Source organism: Massilia sp. 01N417 (genome assembly GCF_056399645.1).
Genome location: NZ_JBFTRS010000009.1, coordinates 123502 through 140264 on the forward strand (window position 1 = coordinate 123502; position 16763 = coordinate 140264).

The 16763-nt window shown below is 65.8% G+C and carries 13 protein-coding genes; 9 read left to right on the forward strand and 4 right to left on the reverse strand.

Features of this window, described 5'->3' with window-relative positions; genetic code table 11:
• Positions 1 to 98 precede the first annotated feature (98 nt).
• The 3 genes from AC1DOQ_RS12115 to AC1DOQ_RS12125 are packed head-to-tail and all read left to right on the forward strand — an operon-like array spanning position 99 to position 5056.
• Positions 99 to 1082, forward strand: a complete 984-nt coding sequence (locus AC1DOQ_RS12115; RefSeq protein ID WP_477363883.1) for a MurR/RpiR family transcriptional regulator — start codon at positions 99 to 101, stop codon at positions 1080 to 1082.
• A complete protein-coding gene (locus AC1DOQ_RS12120; protein ID WP_477363886.1) occupies positions 1075 to 3825 on the forward strand; it encodes a TonB-dependent receptor in 2751 nt (916 codons plus the stop codon). The genes AC1DOQ_RS12115 and AC1DOQ_RS12120 overlap by 8 nt, the downstream gene beginning before the upstream one ends.
• A 10-nt stretch (positions 3826 to 3835) precedes the next feature.
• Positions 3836 to 5056 carry a cyanophycinase gene (locus AC1DOQ_RS12125; RefSeq protein WP_477363889.1) on the forward strand — a complete coding sequence of 407 codons (1221 nt, stop codon included), beginning with the start codon at positions 3836 to 3838 and terminating at the stop codon, positions 5054 to 5056.
• 7 nt (positions 5057 to 5063) lie between these two features.
• On the opposite strand, the gene AC1DOQ_RS12130 is transcribed toward AC1DOQ_RS12125, so the two are convergent.
• Together AC1DOQ_RS12130 and ftrA are read right to left on the reverse strand one after the other, a co-directional pair.
• Positions 5064 to 5516 carry a DUF2214 family protein gene (locus AC1DOQ_RS12130; RefSeq protein ID WP_477363892.1) on the reverse strand — a complete coding sequence of 151 codons (453 nt, stop codon included), beginning with the start codon at positions 5514 to 5516 and terminating at the stop codon, positions 5064 to 5066.
• Entirely contained in the window at positions 5513 to 6472 is a 960-nt protein-coding gene (gene ftrA, locus AC1DOQ_RS12135) for a transcriptional regulator FtrA (RefSeq protein ID WP_477363895.1), read from the reverse strand. The genes AC1DOQ_RS12130 and ftrA overlap by 4 nt, the downstream gene beginning before the upstream one ends.
• Positions 6473 to 6564: 92 nt before the next feature.
• On the opposite strand from ftrA, the gene AC1DOQ_RS12140 reads away from it, so the two are divergent.
• On the forward strand, positions 6565 to 6957 hold the full coding sequence (locus AC1DOQ_RS12140; RefSeq protein ID WP_477363898.1) for a rhodanese-like domain-containing protein: 393 nt from the start codon (positions 6565 to 6567) through the stop codon (positions 6955 to 6957).
• 92 nt (positions 6958 to 7049) lie between these two features.
• On the opposite strand, the gene uvrA is transcribed toward AC1DOQ_RS12140, so the two are convergent.
• Positions 7050 to 9899, reverse strand: coding sequence for an excinuclease ABC subunit UvrA (uvrA, locus tag AC1DOQ_RS12145; protein ID WP_477363900.1), 2850 nt, complete (start codon positions 9897 to 9899; stop codon positions 7050 to 7052).
• Positions 9900 to 10258: 359 nt separating this feature from the next.
• Here uvrA and AC1DOQ_RS12150 point away from each other — a divergent pair, with 359 nt between their 5' ends.
• The 5 genes from AC1DOQ_RS12150 (at position 10259) to AC1DOQ_RS12170 (ending at position 16501) form a co-directional block, all read left to right on the forward strand.
• Positions 10259 to 11545: a PQQ-binding-like beta-propeller repeat protein gene (locus AC1DOQ_RS12150; protein WP_477363903.1), complete on the forward strand. Its 1287-nt coding sequence runs from the start codon at positions 10259 to 10261 to the stop codon at positions 11543 to 11545.
• A gap of 250 nt (positions 11546 to 11795) precedes the next feature.
• Positions 11796 to 12305 (forward strand): single-stranded DNA-binding protein, encoded by a 510-nt coding sequence (ssb, locus tag AC1DOQ_RS12155; RefSeq protein ID WP_477363906.1) that lies wholly within the window; start codon positions 11796 to 11798, stop codon positions 12303 to 12305.
• Between the two features lie 113 nt (positions 12306 to 12418).
• Positions 12419 to 13867: an amidohydrolase family protein gene (locus tag AC1DOQ_RS12160; RefSeq protein ID WP_477363909.1), complete on the forward strand. Its 1449-nt coding sequence runs from the start codon at positions 12419 to 12421 to the stop codon at positions 13865 to 13867.
• Positions 13868 to 14017: 150 nt separating this feature from the next.
• A complete protein-coding gene (locus AC1DOQ_RS12165; protein ID WP_477363912.1) occupies positions 14018 to 14836 on the forward strand; it encodes an alpha/beta fold hydrolase in 819 nt (272 codons plus the stop codon).
• Between the two features lie 489 nt (positions 14837 to 15325).
• Complete coding sequence (locus AC1DOQ_RS12170; protein WP_477363915.1) at positions 15326 to 16501, forward strand: MFS transporter; 1176 nt, start codon at positions 15326 to 15328, stop codon at positions 16499 to 16501.
• Here AC1DOQ_RS12170 and AC1DOQ_RS12175 read toward each other — a convergent pair.
• Positions 16438 to 16710 carry a helix-turn-helix domain-containing protein gene (locus tag AC1DOQ_RS12175; RefSeq protein ID WP_477363918.1) on the reverse strand — a complete coding sequence of 91 codons (273 nt, stop codon included), beginning with the start codon at positions 16708 to 16710 and terminating at the stop codon, positions 16438 to 16440. The two genes, AC1DOQ_RS12170 and AC1DOQ_RS12175, sit on opposite strands and share 64 nt — an antisense overlap.
• Positions 16711 to 16763 lie beyond the last annotated feature (53 nt).

Sequence of the window (16763 nt, forward strand, 5' to 3'; positions counted from 1 at the left end):
AAGGTAAATCCGTGATGGATTATTTTCAAAAATGTGTTGAATTCGTTAATACACCTGGTTTAAATTTGGAAATGTTTATTCGTTGACATTGGGTCACAATGACTGCAGCCGCTCCGCCCAGCGCTTCGCCCGATATTGGTTTCGCCGAGTCTTCGCTCGGGCAGAGTCTGCTGCGCATGCTGGCCGAGGGCTCGGCCTCGAACCGCGCGATCGCCGACTACCTGCTGCGCAACCAGGTGCGCGTGACGGCGCTCGGTGTCGAGGAACTGGCCGAGGCCTGCGCCGTCTCCACCGCCACCATCAGCCGCTTCGCGCGCGATCTCGGTTTCAAGAACTACGCGGCGATGCGCGGCGCGGTGGCGGAGACCCTGCAGTCGATGCTGCAGCCGGTCGAGAAGCTGCGCAGCACGATCGCCCGCAAGGCCACCGCCACCTCTCCCGCGCTCGAGAGCCTGGGCTACGCGGAGGCGGCCATTACCGCCACCAGCCGCGCGCTGGCAGGCGCCCAGCTCGACAGCATCGGCGCGGTACTGACCAAGGCCAGCACCGTGTACGTGATGGGCTTCGGCCTGTCGTCCTTCCTGGCGGGGACCCTCGCCATGCACCTGCAGCCCTTTTGCCGCCACGTGGTCGAAGTAGCTGCAAGCGGCGGTACCGAAGTCGCGGCCAGCCACCTGGCGAATATCACCGGCAAGGACGTGCTGGTCGCCATATCCCTGCCGCGCTATACGCTGGCCGTCGTCCCACTCACCCGTTTCGCGCGCGACAGCGGCGCGACCGTCGTCTCCATCACCGATTCGCCCGCGTCCCCGCTCGCCGAGCTGGGGCATCACGTGCTGTATGCGCACAGCGCGCACCCGGTGCTGCCCAGCAGCGGCAGCAGCACGCTGGCCGTGATCGAAGCGCTGGCCGTCTCGCTGATGACCTCCAACAAAGCCAATGTGGCCAAGGCGGCCCGCCATACCGAAGCCATTGCCGCCTACCTCTACGGTGAACACCAGATTCGTACCGGCAGCACGCAGAAAAAGGAAGGCGCCCGCAGGCGCCGCACAGTGAAACCAAGAGGGAGCACCAATGACTAAGCACACTTCGAGTACCTTGCGGCCCGCCATCCTGGCGTCCAGCGTCGCTGCCGCACTGAGCCTGATGGCGCAACAGGCCTGGGCGCAGGAGCAGGCGCAGGGCCAGACGATGCACCGGGTGGAGATCACCGGTTCGTCGATCAAGCGCATCGATACCGAGACCGCGCTGCCGGTGCAGACGATCACGCGCGAAGAGATCGAGAAGATGGGCGCCACCACCGCCGCGGAACTGGTCAAGAACATCAGCGCCAACACGGCGCCGATCACGGACGGTCCCAGCATCACGGACGGCACCTCGGGCCAGCGCGGCCTGAACGCCGCCAATATGCGCGGCATCGGCGCGTCGTCGACGCTGGTGCTGCTGAACGGCCGCCGCCTGGCCAACTTCGCTTCTCCCGGCGACAACGCCGGCGTCGACCTGAACAACATCCCGGCCGGCGCCATCCAGCGCGTCGAGGTGCTGAAGGACGGCGCCTCGGCGATCTACGGCACCGACGCCATCGGCGGCGTGATCAACTTCATCACCCGCAAGGACTATACCGGCGTCGACCTGGCCGGTTCGCTGGCCGGCACCCAGCACGGCGGCGCCGGCAAGAAGACCGCCAGCATCAGCGCCGGCTTCGGCGACCTGAACACCGACCGCTTCAATGTGTTCGGCGTGCTCGACGTGCAGCAGCTCGACCGCCTGCGTTCGGGCCAGCGCAGCTTCATCAAGGAGCGCGAGCTGGCCACCACCCTGCCGGCCCAGATGTCGAGCAACACCTTCCCGGCGAATATCGACATCTCGGGCGCGCAGCGCGCCGCCCTGATCGCCGCCGGCCTGCTCCCGGCCGGCAGCACCTCCAGCCGGGTCAATCCGAGCTCGCCGGGCTGTAACCCGCCCGCCACCGTGTACGCGCCCAAGGGCCCGGGCGGCGTGGCAGGCTGCAGCTACGACTACATGGAAGACACCGAGATCTATCCGGATTCGCGCAAGGTCGGTTTCATCGGCCGCGCGACCTTCCAGCTGGATGCGGAAAACCAGCTGTTCGCGGAACTGGTGCAGAGTGAGGCAAAGACGAAGTACGTGCTGTCGCCGAACCCGGTCCGGATCCGCAACCTGCCGGTCAGCATCCTGCCGCAGGCCTATCGCACGGCACTCTCGGCGGCCGGCCTGCCCACCACCTTCAGCGGCATCCGCTACCGCATGGCGGAAGCCGGCAACCGCAGCAACGAGGTGACCAGTACCGGCCAGCGCCTGGTGCTGGGCGCCACCGGCACCCTGGGCGGCTGGGACTACGACGCGGCCCTGGCGCGCGCCGAGAACCGCGCGGACGACAAGTACGTCGACGGCTACGTCCTCTACGACAAGTTCGACGCCGCGGTGCGCAACGGCACCGTCAATCCCTTCGCGCCGTCGTCCAAGGCCGGCATCGACCTGATCAACAGCATCAAGATCAACGACGAGGCGCGCAAGGCCAAGGGCGTTGCCACTTCGCTGGACGGCAAGATGTCGCGCGCGCTGACCCCGCTCGCCGGCGGCGACCTCGCGATTGCGGTCGGCGGCGAACTGCGTCACGAGCACCAGCTGTTCACGCCTTCGGAGCTGCTGAAGTCGAACAACATCGCCGGCGACCGCGACAGCACGGTGCCCGCCGGCGAGCTGCTCGAGGTCGAGACCGCGGACAATACCCGCAAGGTGGCCTCGGTGTTCACCGAAGTGGTGGCGCCGTTCACCAAGGAACTGGAGATGCAGTTCGCGCTGCGCTGGGACCACTACAGCGAAGTCGGCAACACCACCAATCCGAAGATCGGCCTGCGCTGGCAGCCGTCCCAGGCCCTGCTGCTGCGGGCCTCGGCCGGCACCGGCTTCCGCGCGCCCTCGCTGTCGGACCTGAAGCGCCCGACCATCTTCGGCACCACCGCCGGCATCCTGACCGACCCGCAGTGCGTGAAGCAGGAAGGCAGCATCGACACCTGTACCGACCAGTGGAACGTCGAACGCCGTTCGAACCCGAACCTGAAGCCGGAGAAGTCGCGCCAGTTCACGCTGGGCGTGGTGATCGAGCCGGTCAAGCGCGCCAGCCTCTCGATCGACTACTGGAACATCGAGAAGAAGGACGTGATCAGCACCCTGGGCGAACAGGTCATCATCGAAAACCCGGCCGCCTACAACGGCAAGTACATCGAGCGCGACGAGGACGGCTTCATCTCCAACATCCTCTTGATGAAGGAGAACCAGGGCCGCCTGAAGACCTCGGGCTTCGACATCGCCGGCGACTGGCGCACCGAGCGCGGTCCCTGGGGACGCTTCGGCATCAACCTGTCCGGCACCTGGGTGCTGAAGTACGACCGCCAGTTCGGCCCGCAGGAACCCTACCGCAGCAACCTGAACGTGTTCCTGAACGACCAGGTGATCCAGAAGTGGCGCCACCGCATCAACTTCGAATGGGACAACGGCCCGGTCACGTTGACCCTGGCGAACCAGTACTCGACCAGCTACACCGACCAGAACACGACCTACGACCCGTACACCGACACGCTGCTGCCGCCGAACCACGTGAAGGCGTATTCGCTGTGGGACCTGACCGGCAGCTGGGCGATCGGCAAGAACCTCAAGCTGCGCGCCGGCATCCTGAACCTGCTGGACAAGGATCCGCCGTTCTCGAACCAGGCCTGGTTCTTCCTGGCCGGCTACGACCCGAGCTACACCGACCCGCGCGGCCGCAGCGGCTTCGTGAGCGTGAACTACTCGTTCAAGTGATGGGTTCCGTATGCTGAAGAGATGGTGTGTTGCGCTGGCGATGCTGGCTACCGGCGCCGGCGGGCAGGCGGCCGAAGCCGGCGCGCCGGCTGCCGTAAAAGGTTCGCTGGTCATCATCGGCGGCGGCCTGCGCGCCAACAACGCCGAGGTGTACCAGAAGATCGTCGAGCTGGCCGGCGGCAAGGGCGCGCGCATCGCCGTGTTCCCGACCGCCGCCGGCACGCCCGAGCGGGAAGGCAAGCTGACGGCGGAGGCCTTGACGCGCTACGGCGCGCAAGCCTTCGTGGTGCCGGTCGCGCCGCGCCTTGCGGGCACGGACGCCCGTAAGGCCGCCGACGATCCTGCCCTGGCGGAGGCGGTGCGCAAGGCCGGCGGCGCCTTCTTCACCGGCGGCGACCAGGCCCGCATCACCGGCGCGCTGCGCCGTGCCGACGGCAGCAACACCGCCGTGCTGGATGCGCTGTGGGCGATGTACCGGAAAGGCGGCGTGATCGCCGGCACCAGCGCCGGCGCCGCCATCATGAGCAGCACCATGTTCTACGATCCGCCGCTGGATGTGCTGCCGCTGCTGAAGCACGGCGTGGTCGACGGCAAGGACGTCGCGCCCGGACTCGGCTTCGTCGGCGACGACGTCTTCATCGACCAGCACTTCCTGATCCGCGGACGCTTCGCCCGCATGCTGCCGGTGATGCTGGCCAAGGGCTACACGCTGGGCCTGGGCATCGACGAGAACACCGCCGCCGTGGTCGGGCCTTCGCGCGACGTCACCATCGTCGGCTACCGCGGCGCGCTGGTGCTCGACCTGGCCGGGGCCACCGTCGACAAGGCGAAGCCCAGCTTCAACCTGTCGAATGCGCGCATCAGTTACCTGGACAGCGGCGACCGCTTCAACCTCGTCAACCGCGCCTATTCGCCGGGACCGGACAAGGAGCCCTTGAAGAACATCGACAGGGAGCACCGCGAATCGATCTTCACCACCGACATCCTCGGCAACACCTCGGTGGTGAACCTGCTCGAGAAGCTGGTGGACAGCGACCAGCAGCGCGCCGTCGGCATCGCTTTCGACGGCCCGGCCAGCAAGTCGCCGGAGCGCGGCTTCGAGTTCACTTTTACGCGCGTGCCGGATACCAGGGAATACGCCACCAACCGCGAGGATGCATATTCGATCTACCGGATCAGGATGGATATCCGGCCGGTCAGGATGCACCAGCCGCTGTACTCGGCCGACTAGGCGCCGTCTAGAAGCCGATACCGCGCGCCATGGCGGCTGCGAAGATCGGGATCAGCGCAAACACGTGGATCTCGATCAGCAGCTGGCGGCGCACCGCGCCGATCTCCTGCACGGCCGGCACGAAGGCGGTGTTAAGCTTCAACACCTTTTGCCACGCCAGGATGCGCAGGGTGGGGCGGATCGACACCAGCCCGACCACGAGGAAGGCGCCGATCTTCGCCCAGAACATGGGATTGTGCAGGTAGAAATCCGGTCCCTTGGCGCCGAACCACACGCGGGCGAAGCCGACCACCAGGATCGCCATCGCCAGCCAGCCGTAGACCGCATCGAAGCGACCCAGCAGCCTGACCGTGTGCGGCGACATGGCCGCGGGGCGCATCAGCGCCAGCTCGGCCGCCAGCACCGAGGCGATGCCGAACACGATCAGGTGGTGGAACGAGGCCAGCAGGAAGTCGATCATGGTCTGGATTCCCCGTGTTGTCTGCGGTAGCGCGCCGGCGAGGGCAGGCCGTGGCTGCGGAAGTGGCGCCGCAGGGATTCGGGCGAGCCGAGCCCCGCCAGGTCGGCCACGGCCTCGATGCCGAGCGCCGGCCGGGTCTCCAGCAGCTGCGCGGCGAGCATCACGCGTTCGCGTACAAGCCAGTCCAGCGGGCTGGCGCCGGTGCGTTCCTTGAAGTGGCGCTGGAAGGTGCGCACGCCCATCCGGGCCTGTTCGGCCATCGAGGCCAGCGTGTGCGCGGCGCGCAGGTTTTCCCTTGCCCAGTCCATGGTGCGGGCGATCGGGTCGGTATTCGACTGCGGCAGCGGACGCGCCACCAGCTGCGCCTGGTCGCCGTCGCGGTGGGCCGGAATGACCAGGCGCTGGGCGACCCTGTTGGCGATGCCGGCGCCGAAATCGCTGCGCACCAGGTGCAGCAGCATGTCCAAGCCGGCCGCCGAGCCGGCCGAGGTGACGATATTCCCATCCTCGACGTACAGCATGCCGTGCCCGATCGCGATGGCCGGAAAATGCGAAGCCAGGCTGTCGAAATAGCGCCAATGGGTGGTCGCCCTGCGGCCGTCGAGCAGGCCGGCATGCGCCAGCACGAAGGCGCCCGAGCAGATCGAGCACAGGCGCGCGCCGCGTGCATGGGCGCGGTGCAGGGCTTCGAGCAGCGCCGGAGGTGGCGTTTCGTCGGCGTCGCGCCAGCCGGGGATGACGATGGTATCGGCGCCGTCGAGGGCATCCAGGCCGTGCGGCGCCTGCACGGTCAGGCCGCCGGCGGCGCGCAGCGGACCCGCTTCGATGGCGCACACCGCGTAGCTGTACCAGTCCACGCCCAGCTCCGGGCGCTCCAGTGCGAACAGCTCGACCGCGCAGCCGAATTCGAAGGTGCACAGACGGTCGTAGGCGAGGATGGCAACGTGGTGGGACATGGCCGGATGTTACCAGCTTCTGTCGCCGCGGCCACTGCCGGGTTGTCGAGACCTCGGGCACACTGCAGGCTCATTTTGCAAAGGAGATCGAGATGGCTTCAGCAGTGTCAAGCATACCCGCGGCGCCCAGCGAACAGGCGGCCCGGCACTTCGGTGCGGCCTTCGAATACGAGACCGATTGCGCCGACGTGCACGAGGCGATGAGCGGCGGCCGGCAGGACTTCGTGCTGCTGGATGTGCGCGGCCCCGCGCTGTACGGGCAGGGCCACGTACCGGGCGCGCTCAATCTGCCGCATGGGAAGATCGTCGAGGCGAAGCTGAAGGAATACCCGCCGGCGACCCTGTTCGTGGTGTACTGCGCAGGGCCGCACTGCAATGGCGCCCACCGCGGGGCGCTGCGCCTGGCCAGGCTGGGACGGCCGGTCAAGTTGATGATCGGCGGGGTGACGGGCTGGGTGGATGAGGGGTACCAGTTAGCGAGATAAGAAGCCTCGTCATTCCCGCGCAGGCGGGAATCCAGGCTCCGGGTGCCTCATAACTTGGGTCCCCGCCTGCGCGGGGACGACGCCCTCTTGGCTTACTGCTTCAGCAGCGGCTTCAGGTACTTGCCGGTCACGCTGGCCTTGTTCTTGGCCACATCCTCCGGCGTGCCGGTGGCGACGATGGTGCCGCCGCCCGCGCCGCCTTCCGGGCCGAGGTCGACGATCCAGTCCGCCGTCTTGACCACGTCCAGGTTGTGCTCGATGATCACGAGCGTATTGCCCTGGTCGCGCAGGCGGTGGATCACCTTCAGCAGCAGGTCGATGTCGGCGAAGTGCAGGCCGGTGGTCGGTTCGTCGAGGATGTACAAGGTGCGGCCGGTGTCGCGCTTGGACAGTTCCAGCGACAGTTTCACGCGCTGCGCCTCGCCGCCCGACAAGGTGGTCGCGCTCTGGCCCAGCTTGATGTAGCCGAGGCCCACGTCCAGCAGAGTGTGCAGCTTGCGGGCGATGACCGGCACAGGCTTGAAGAACTCGTGCGCGTCCTCGACCGTCATGTCCAGCACTTCGGTGATGTTCTTGCCCTTGTACTGGACCTCCAGCGTCTCGCGGTTGTAGCGCTTGCCGTGGCAGACGTCGCAAGGCACGTAGACGTCCGGCAGGAAGTGCATCTCGACCTTGATCACGCCGTCGCCCTGGCAGGCTTCGCAGCGGCCGCCCTTGACGTTGAACGAGAACCTGCCCGCGCTGTAGCCGCGTTCCTTCGCGGTCGGCACCGTCGCGAACAGGTCGCGGATCGGGGTGAACACGCCGGTGTAGGTGGCCGGGTTCGAACGCGGGGTGCGGCCGATCGGCGCCTGGTCGACCGAGATCACCTTGTCGAAGTGCTCGAGGCCGTGGATCGTCGCATGCGGCGCCGGCTCGGTCTGCGAGCCGTACAGGTGGCGCGACAGGGAGGGATACAGCGTGTCGTTCACCAGGGTCGACTTGCCCGAGCCGGACACGCCGGTCACGCAGGTCAGCAGGCCGACCGGCAGTTCCAGGCTCACGTTCTTCAGGTTGTTGCCGGTCGCGCCGGTGATGGTCAGCATGCGTTCCGGATCGGCCGCGGTGCGCTTCTTCGGCACCTCGATCTTCTTCCGGCCGCTCAGGTAGGCCGCGGTCAGGGACTCCTTGTTCTTCATGATGTCCTTGATCGTCCCCTCGGCGATCACGGCGCCGCCATGCACGCCGGCGCCCGGACCCATGTCGACGATGTAGTCGGCGGTACGGATCGCATCCTCGTCGTGCTCGACCACCAGCACGCTGTTGCCGATGTCGCGCAGGTGCTTGAGGGTCGCGATCAGGCGGTCGTTGTCGCGCTGGTGCAGGCCGATCGACGGCTCGTCCAGCACGTACATCACGCCGGTCAGGCCGGAGCCGATCTGCGAGGCCAGGCGGATACGCTGGGCTTCGCCGCCGGACAGGGTATCGGCGCTGCGGTCCAGCGACAGGTAGTCGAGGCCGACGTCGTTCAGGAATTTCAGGCGCGCGACGATTTCCTTGATCACGCGCTCGGCGATGTCCTTCTTGGCGCCGGTCAGCTGCAGGCTGTCGAAGTAGGCCAGGCAGTCGCGCAGCGGGGTCCTGGCGACTTCGTAGATGGCGCGTTCCTGTTCTCCATGGCCGATGCGGACGTAGCGCGCTTCGGTGCGCAGGCGCGCGCCGCCGCAGGTCGGGCATTCCTTCTCGTTGATGAACTTGGCCAGCTCCTCCTTCACCGCCATCGAATCGGTCTCGCGGTAGCGGCGCTGCAGGTTGTTGACCACGCCCTCGAAGGTGTGTTCGCGGATTACGGTGCGGCCACGCTCGTTCACGTAGGCGAACGGCACGGTGTTCTTGCCGGAGCCGAACAGGACCACGTCCTGGGCCGTCTTCGGCAGCTGCTCGAAGGGTTTATCGAGGTCGAAGGCGTAGTGCTGCGCGAGGCTGCTCAGCATCTGGAAGTAGAACTGGTTGCGGCGGTCCCAGCCCTTCACTGCGCCGGAGGCCAGCGACAAGTTGGGGAAGGCGACGATGCGCTTCGGATCGAAGAACTCGATGTGGCCCAGGCCATCGCATTCCTGGCAGGCGCCCATCGGGTTATTGAAGGAGAACAGGCGCGGCTCCAGCTCCTGCAGCGAATAGCCGCAGACATTGCAGGCGAACTTGTTCGAGAAGATGTGTTCCTTGGCGGTGTCCATCTCGTAGGCCACGGCGCGGCCGTCGGCCAGGCGCAGCGCGGTTTCGAAGGACTCGGCCAGGCGCTGCTTGATGTCGGGCGTGACCTTGATTCGGTCGATCACCACATCGATCGTGTGCTTTTCCGTCTTCTTCAGCTTCGGCAGGTCGTCGACGTCATAAATCTTCGCATCGCCGGTGCCGCTCTGCACGCGGAAGCGCACGAAGCCCTGGGCCTGCATCGAGGCGAACAGGTCGCCGTGCTCGCCCTTGCGGTTGGCGACCACCGGAGCCAGGATCATCAGCTTGGTCCCTTCCGGCATGGCCAGCACGGCATCGACCATCTGCGAGACGGTTTGCGCGGTGAGCGGCTCGTGCGAGTGGTCCGGGCAATAGGGCGTGCCGACGCGCGCGTACAGCAGGCGCAGGTAGTCGTGGATCTCGGTGACGGTGCCGACGGTCGAACGCGGATTGTGCGAGGTCGCTTTCTGTTCGATCGAGATCGCCGGCGACAGGCCTTCGATCAGGTCGACGTCCGGCTTTTCCATCAGCTGCAGGAACTGGCGCGCATAGGCCGACAGCGATTCGACGTAGCGGCGCTGGCCCTCGGCATACAGGGTATCGAAGGCGAGCGAGGATTTGCCGGAGCCCGACAGGCCGGTGATCACGATCAGCTTGTTGCGCGGCAGGTCGAGATTGATGTTCTTGAGGTTGTGCGTGCGGGCGCCGCGGATTCGGATTTCTTCCATCAGGTTTTTGCTGGCTTTCGAATGGTTGAGGGCCGGCGCACGAAGTTCGACGGTGAGCGGGCCGAGCGAGAAGAACTCACTAGTTTACCTGTTTTTATTCACAGTGGTATACGTGGCGTGAATTAACTGTGGCCGCGTTATCGACATGGAATCTCTGGTCTTTGGTATGTGGGCCGCTTCAAGCCCTCTTCAATGACAAAGCGATCAAAATCTCGAAATAAATTCCTGAGACAGGTGGTGTTTTATCAAAAGTATTAAGTTCGCAATTACTTTTGGTTTCTATTGGGGTGGAATTGAGAGGTAGGCCGGAGAGTGAAATACTTTTCGGTTTTCAACGCTCACCATCCCCGGTTCATTTCATGAAGATCATCCTGCGCACGCTGTTCCTGGCAACGCTGGCCATCGCACAGGCGGGCTGCAGCGGCAGCGGCAAGGGTGCGGTCGGTACCGGCCCGGTTGCCGGGCCGGGCCGCGTTCCTGCCGGCGCCTTGCCGCAGGCGGCGCCCGCAAGCCACCTGACGCCCTTGTCTGCCGTTTCGGGCTTGTCGGCCTGGTCGACGACGGGCGGCAATGCCGGCCACTCGAACTACGTGCCCGCAACCTTCGACCCGGCAAGATTCACGCACCGCTTCGCCTGGTCCCTGCCTGCCGGCGCATCGGTTTCCCAGGCCCAGCTGGCGCTCGACAAGGGGCAGGCCTTCGCCGTCGTGCAGGACGCCGCCGGGCAATGGACCTTGCGCGCCCTCGACGAAGCGACCGGCAAGGAAAGCTGGGCTGCGGCGCTCGGCAAATTCGACCTCGTCGACCCGCCGGCGACCCATGAGGGCAAGGTGGTGCTGAGCGCCCAGGCCGGCGTCGATGGCGACGCCCTCCTGTTCTTCGACCAGCGCACCGGTGCGCTGCTCGACAAGCGGGTCATCCCGAGCCGGCGCGCACCCGGCCACTCGACCGCCGACGTGCGCATGGCGCCCGTCATTGCGGACGGCGGCATTTACGTGAGCGACCGCGCCGCCGGCAAGCTGCTGGCGAAATTCGACGCCGCGACCCACGAACTGCTGTGGGAAAGCGAGTGGACCGGCGCGCCGAACCATGCCTTCACGCCGGCCGTCGGCCAGGGCCGGGTCTACGTCGCCTTTTCCGATGGCGGCCTGCTCGGCATGGATGCGAAGACCGGCGCCAGGGTAGTGGACCATCACCGCCAATTCACCGACAGCCCCATGGACGGGATGGTGGCGGATGGCCTGGCGTATGCGCTGTCGCCGAACGGACTCGTGGCGACAGGCATCGCCCAGGGCGGCTTCAAGTGGCAGGGACCCGTGCTGCTGGAAATGGCCGCGCCGCCGGGGCCGGTGCTGTACGGCGTCAGCGGCAATGCCGTGCTGGCGCTCGACCGCGCTACCGGCAAGACCTTGTGGAGCATGCCGATACCGGGCCCGGCTTCGGTGTCGCATCCGATCCTGGCCACCAGGAATTTGCTGTTCGTCAGTGGCAATCCGCAAGCCGGCGCCGGCACTTATGCGATCGATATCGCGACCCGGAAGCTCGTGTGGTCCTGCCCGGAGGGCGGCTGGCTGTCGCTGTCGCCGAACGGGGTGCTGTACATCACGCCGCTCAGGGGCGGGATTACCGCGGTGAACCTCCAATAAAAGCGACTCACTAGCGCATCGTTACCTCGAGAATCTTGACGGGCGTCTCTTCCAAACGAGGCACTTCGCCCCCATTTTGGCTGTCTGAGCGGATGTCGGATACACCGGCATTCGCCTGCCTCCGCAGCGTTAAAAAGTTGCCTGTTAAGCCCAGCAAACAGGCATAATAACGGAGGCAATACCCTTAATTTCCCTGGCACTTAGTCAACACGCAGAGCCAGGGCTCACATCATCCTGAAGGAGTTTTACCATGGCATCAGTCAACAAGGTCATCATCGTCGGCAACCTCGGCCGCGATCCGGAAATCCGCTACATGCCGAGCGGCGACGCCATCGCCAATATCGCAGTGGCCACCTCGTACAAATCCAAGGACCGCAACAGCGGCGAACAGAAAGAGCTGACCGAGTGGCACCGCATCTCCTTCTTCGGCCGTCTCGCTGAAATCGTCGGCCAGTACCTGAAGAAAGGTTCCTCGGTCTACGTCGAAGGCCGCCTGCAGACCCGCAAGTACACCGACAAGGACGGCATCGAACGCTACGCCACCGACATCATCGCTGAAAACATGCAGATGCTGGGCGGCCGCCAGGGCATGGGCGGCGGCGACAGCTACGGTGGTGGCGACAGCTACGGCGGCGGCGACAGCTACGACGCACCGCCGAGCCGTCCGGCGCCGCGCCAGGCCCCGCCGGCACCGGCCGCCCGTCCGCAGCCGAAACCGGCGCCGAACTTCTCGGATATGGACGACGACATTCCTTTCTAAACCAGGAAGGTCCTCAAGCGGATCCGCTGTCGAAACGGCGAGCGCCACCCGGTGCTCGCTGTTTTCTTTTGGTCTTCCGCATTTCGTTCACCCTCTATCCGATTCGGCTTGCCATGTCCCTGTTTCGCCCCCTTGCTTTCTCATTCGCCTTCCTGCTGTCCTCCGCCCACGCGGCCGAACCGGCCCGGGCTGACCTGCTGATCCGCCATGCGCGCGTGGTCGACGTGGCGCAGGCGCGTGTTCTCGACGACCAGGCCGTGGCCGTGCGCGGCCAGGACATCGTCGCCAGCGGCCCCGACGCCGTCATCGCCGCCGGCTGGCGCGCCACGCGCAACACCGATGCCGCCGGCCGTTACCTGCTGCCCGGCTTGTGGGATATGCACGTGCATTTCGGCGGTGGTCCCGAACTGATCGAAGAAAACCAGGCCTTGCTGCCGCTGTATGTCGCGCATGGCATCACGACCGTGCGCGACGCCTCGGGCGACCTGCCGGAGCAAGTGCTGGCCTGGCGCGCCGATATCGCGGCAGGCCGCCTGTTCGGGCCGCAGCTGTTCACCTCGGGCGCCAAGATCGAAGGCATCAAGCCGGTCTGGAAGGGCACCCTGGAAGTGGGCAGCCGGGCCGATGCCGACGCCGCGCTGGAGCGCCTGCAGAAGCGTGACAAAGTCGACTTCGTCAAGATCACCGACAGCACGCTCGATCCCCAGCTGTTCCTGTACACGCTGGCCCAGGCCAAGGCGCGCCACATGCGCACCTCGGGCCACATCCCGATGGCGCTGACGGTGCGCCAGGCTGTCGATGCCGGCATCAGTTCGATCGAGCACCTCGACTACGCCTACAACGCAGGCGTGCGTGACGGCGACGGTATCGCCGCCGATTTTGCGGCCGGCCGCATCACGCGCGCCCAGGCCAGCGCCCGCCTTGCCAAAGGTTTCGACCCGCAAGTGGCGATGGCGTCATACCGCCAGCTGGCGCAAGCCGGCGTGTTCGTGACACCGACCCTGAACGGCAGCCGTGTCCTGGCCTTCCTCGACAGCGACACGCATGACAAGGACGCCTACCTTTCCTATATCGGTCCGCGCCTGCGCCAGACTTACCAGTGGCGCGTCGACCGCGCGGCCAAGGCCACGCCGGAGCAGGTGGCGGCGCGCCACGTCCACTATGAGCAGGTGGCGGCCGTGCTGCCCATGCTGCAACAAGCCGGGGTGACGATCATGGCGGGCACCGATGCGGGCTTCCTCAATTCGTTCAACTATCCCGGCATCGGCCTGCACGACGAGCTGGCCCTGTTCGTCAAACTCGGCCTGACGCCGCCCCAGGCGCTGGCCGCGGCCACGCGCGCGGGACCGGCCTGGTTCGGCAAACTCGATCGCTACGGCGCGGTGGAAGCGGGCAAGGCTGCCGACCTGTTGCTGGTCGAGCGCAATCCGCTGGAGGATATCGGTGCGCTGCGCGAGATCCGCGCCGTGGTGCTGCGCGGTCAATTGCAGGATCGGGCGGCGCTGGACGCCATGCTGGCGCAGACGCGTGCCAAGGTCGCGGCCTGGAACGCGGCGAAGTAAGCCAGGACTCTGTGCCGCACATGAAAAAGCCGGAAAGCGCCGCTCGAGGCGTGTTGCGTTGAAGGTGCCGCTGCCGGTGCCGTAGAGCAAGCGTGCGATTCGCCGCCGGACAAAGCCTTACACTGCCGGCTTCTCATGAAAGGAGTGTCCATGCCTACCATCCGCACGTCCGGCGCCAATCCGACCGAGCTGTACTACTACGAACAGGGGCAAGGAAAACCCGTCGTGCTGATCCACGGCTGGCCGCTCAGCCACCGCATGTGGGAATCGCAGATCACGGCGCTGGCCGAGGCCGGCTACCGCGTGATCGCCTACGACCGCCGCGGCTTCGGCCAGTCCGGCCGCCCGACCGCGGGCTATGACTACGACAGCTTTGCCGCCGACCTGAACGAGCTGATCACCCAGCTCGACCTGCGCGACGTGGCGCTGGTCGGCTTTTCGATGGGCGGCGGCGAGGTGGCGCGCTACATCGGCCGCTACGGCACGGAGCGCGTGTCCAAGGCCATGCTGCTGGGCGCCGTGCCGCCCTTCCTGCTGAAGACGGACGACAACCCGGAGGGCGTGGACAAATCCGTGTTCGACGGCATGCTGGAGGGCGTGAGGAAAGACCGCATCGCCTTCCTCGAGGGTTTCTTCCCGAGTTTCTACAACCTGCAGCCGGGGCAAGGCCAGGACTTGCTGGCCTTCAGCAAATGGCAGGCCTGGGCGGCATCGCCGCTGGCGACCGAACAATGCATCGTCGCCTTCGGCACCACGGACTTTCGCGCCGACCTGAAAAAAATCGACGTCCCGACCCTGGTCGCCCACGGCGACGCCGACCAGATCGTGCCGCTGGCAGTATCCGGCCAGCGCTCGCACGAGATGATTCCCGGCAGCCGCCTCGAGGTGGTGAAGGGCGCGCCGCACGGCTTTGCCGCGACCCACGCCCAGCAGCTCAACGGGCTGATGCTGGATTTCCTGAAGCGCTGACCGGCACAGGCCGGTGCGCTGTCCCGGTCGACCTGATCGACCGGGCGGTATCGGCACATTCGTGACGCCGGAACCAGCTGCGCGTTGCATTCAGTTACAAAACCCCATTCTTCCAAAAACCCTGGCCATGACACACGGCGGGACGGTTTTCACGCGTCCGGCAGCGGCCGATTTCACAGTGATTTTTTACTTCCCAGTCACAAATCGAGGGCGTTATCGGTTTTGCGTATGGCTGATATCACCCGTCTTTTTCAAGTAACCCGCCGCTAAATTCGTCTTACTTTCTGTTTTAGAAGAAATTTTTGTTGTCGCTTGCATCATTCTGTCTATATCGCGCAACGCTTCGATAAATGCTTACAAATGGAAAGAAATTTTTTTCCGCGTGGCAAAGCAAAAGTCTCGGGGAGGGCGTAGAATTCCCTTCCATCAGTTTCCGACCGCCAACTACTTATGGTTGGCGTTTTGCTTTCCGAATCCCGAAAACGAATAATGCCGACTCCTTCCCGCACCAGCACCACCCGAGCCATCGCCCGCACCCTGTCGATCGCGCAGGCTCAGCAGTATGCATTGCCCGTCCTGTTCACCCTGTTCGGCGTCATCATGGGTTCCTGGGCCGGCCGCATCCCGGCGATGGCCGAGCGCGTGCACGTTTCGCACTCGGCGCTGTCGATGGTGCTGCTGATGGGCGGCCTGGGCGCCGTCCTGTCCTATCCGATCTCGTCGCGCATGATGGCCTCGTTCGGCGCGCGCAAGACCCTGCTGTTCTCCGGCTTGGCCCTGCTGTGCGTGCTGATCGCCATCGGCGCCGCCCCGACCGTGCCGCTGCTGATGATGGCCGTGCTGAGCCTGGGCATCACCGCCAGCACTTTCGACGTCGCCATCAACTCGGCCGCCACCGCCCGTGAAAAGGCGACCGGCAAGTCGGAACTGTCCAAGTTGCACGGCCTCGGCTGCGCCGGCGGCCTGGCGGGCGCGACCCTGGGCAGCCTGATGGCCAGCCTGCACATCATGCCGGTCACCCACTTCCTGATGCTGGCCGGTCCGCTGGCCATCGGCCTGTACTACGCCTACACCATGCTGGATGCCGACGACACTACCGGCGCCGCCGTCGAGAAGAAGAAGTTCACGCTGCCGCGCGGCGAGCTGCTGGTGCTGGGCGCGCTGGGCTTCCTGGGTTCGATGGCGGAAGGCAGCATCGCCGACTGGAGCGGCGTGTTCCTGAAAGAGCACTTCGGCGCATCGGACGGCCTGGCGCCGCTGGCCCTGTCCTGCTTCTCGGTGATGATGCTGCTGTCGCGCCTGGTCGGCGACAAGCTGAAGGCCCGTTACGGCGCGCGTCCGCTGGTGACCAGCGGCTCGATGCTGGGCGCTGCCGGCCTGTTCTTCGCCGTGCTGTCGCCGAATGCCTACCTCGCCCTGGTCGGCTTTGCCGTCGCCGGTCTCGGCATGTCGCTGGTGTTTCCGTTCGTGTTCAGCGCCGCCGGCGGCCAGGGCCCGGCGGCACTGGCCGGCGTGGCCAGCATGGCCTACAGCGGCAGCCTGATGGGCCCGCCGGTGATCGGCGCCATCGCCCAGAGCTTCGGCATGCAGATCGCCATCGCCTACGTCGGCGGCCTGGCAGCGCTGATCGCCTGGGTGGCCACCCGCGCCCGTATGCTGAAGTAATCCCTTCGCTTTACTCTTTTTCCTTTGTCAGGGGCGGTTGCCGCAAGGCGCCGCCTTTTTTCATGCATCAGCCACTGGCTCGGCGACCTGCCCATGTGCTCCTTGAAGGCACGGGTGAAAGCGGACGGGCTGGTATAGCCGGTCCGGGCGCTGGCGGCCTTGACGGACTGTCCCTTGCGCAGCAGCTTGCAGGCCAGGGCGATGCGCAAACGGGTCAGGTACTCGATCAGCCAGATGGACCGGGTGACCTAGCAGAACGCCG

What these genes read in the sequence shown, in the direction of transcription:
- AC1DOQ_RS12115 (WP_477363883.1), top strand. Translation starts at nt 99, where the DNA reads ATGACTGCAGCCGCTCCGCCCAGCGCTTCGCCCGATATTGGTTTCGCC.
- AC1DOQ_RS12120 (WP_477363886.1), top strand. Translation starts at nt 1,075, where the DNA reads ATGACTAAGCACACTTCGAGTACCTTGCGGCCCGCCATCCTGGCGTCC.
- AC1DOQ_RS12125 (WP_477363889.1), top strand. Translation starts at nt 3,836, where the DNA reads ATGCTGAAGAGATGGTGTGTTGCGCTGGCGATGCTGGCTACCGGCGCC.
- AC1DOQ_RS12130 (WP_477363892.1), bottom strand. Translation starts at nt 5,516, where the DNA reads ATGATCGACTTCCTGCTGGCCTCGTTCCACCACCTGATCGTGTTCGGC.
- ftrA (WP_477363895.1), bottom strand. Translation starts at nt 6,472, where the DNA reads ATGTCCCACCACGTTGCCATCCTCGCCTACGACCGTCTGTGCACCTTC.
- AC1DOQ_RS12140 (WP_477363898.1), top strand. Translation starts at nt 6,565, where the DNA reads ATGGCTTCAGCAGTGTCAAGCATACCCGCGGCGCCCAGCGAACAGGCG.
- uvrA (WP_477363900.1), bottom strand. Translation starts at nt 9,899, where the DNA reads ATGGAAGAAATCCGAATCCGCGGCGCCCGCACGCACAACCTCAAGAAC.
- AC1DOQ_RS12150 (WP_477363903.1), top strand. Translation starts at nt 10,259, where the DNA reads ATGAAGATCATCCTGCGCACGCTGTTCCTGGCAACGCTGGCCATCGCA.
- ssb (WP_477363906.1), top strand. Translation starts at nt 11,796, where the DNA reads ATGGCATCAGTCAACAAGGTCATCATCGTCGGCAACCTCGGCCGCGAT.
- AC1DOQ_RS12160 (WP_477363909.1), top strand. Translation starts at nt 12,419, where the DNA reads ATGTCCCTGTTTCGCCCCCTTGCTTTCTCATTCGCCTTCCTGCTGTCC.
- AC1DOQ_RS12165 (WP_477363912.1), top strand. Translation starts at nt 14,018, where the DNA reads ATGCCTACCATCCGCACGTCCGGCGCCAATCCGACCGAGCTGTACTAC.
- AC1DOQ_RS12170 (WP_477363915.1), top strand. Translation starts at nt 15,326, where the DNA reads ATGCCGACTCCTTCCCGCACCAGCACCACCCGAGCCATCGCCCGCACC.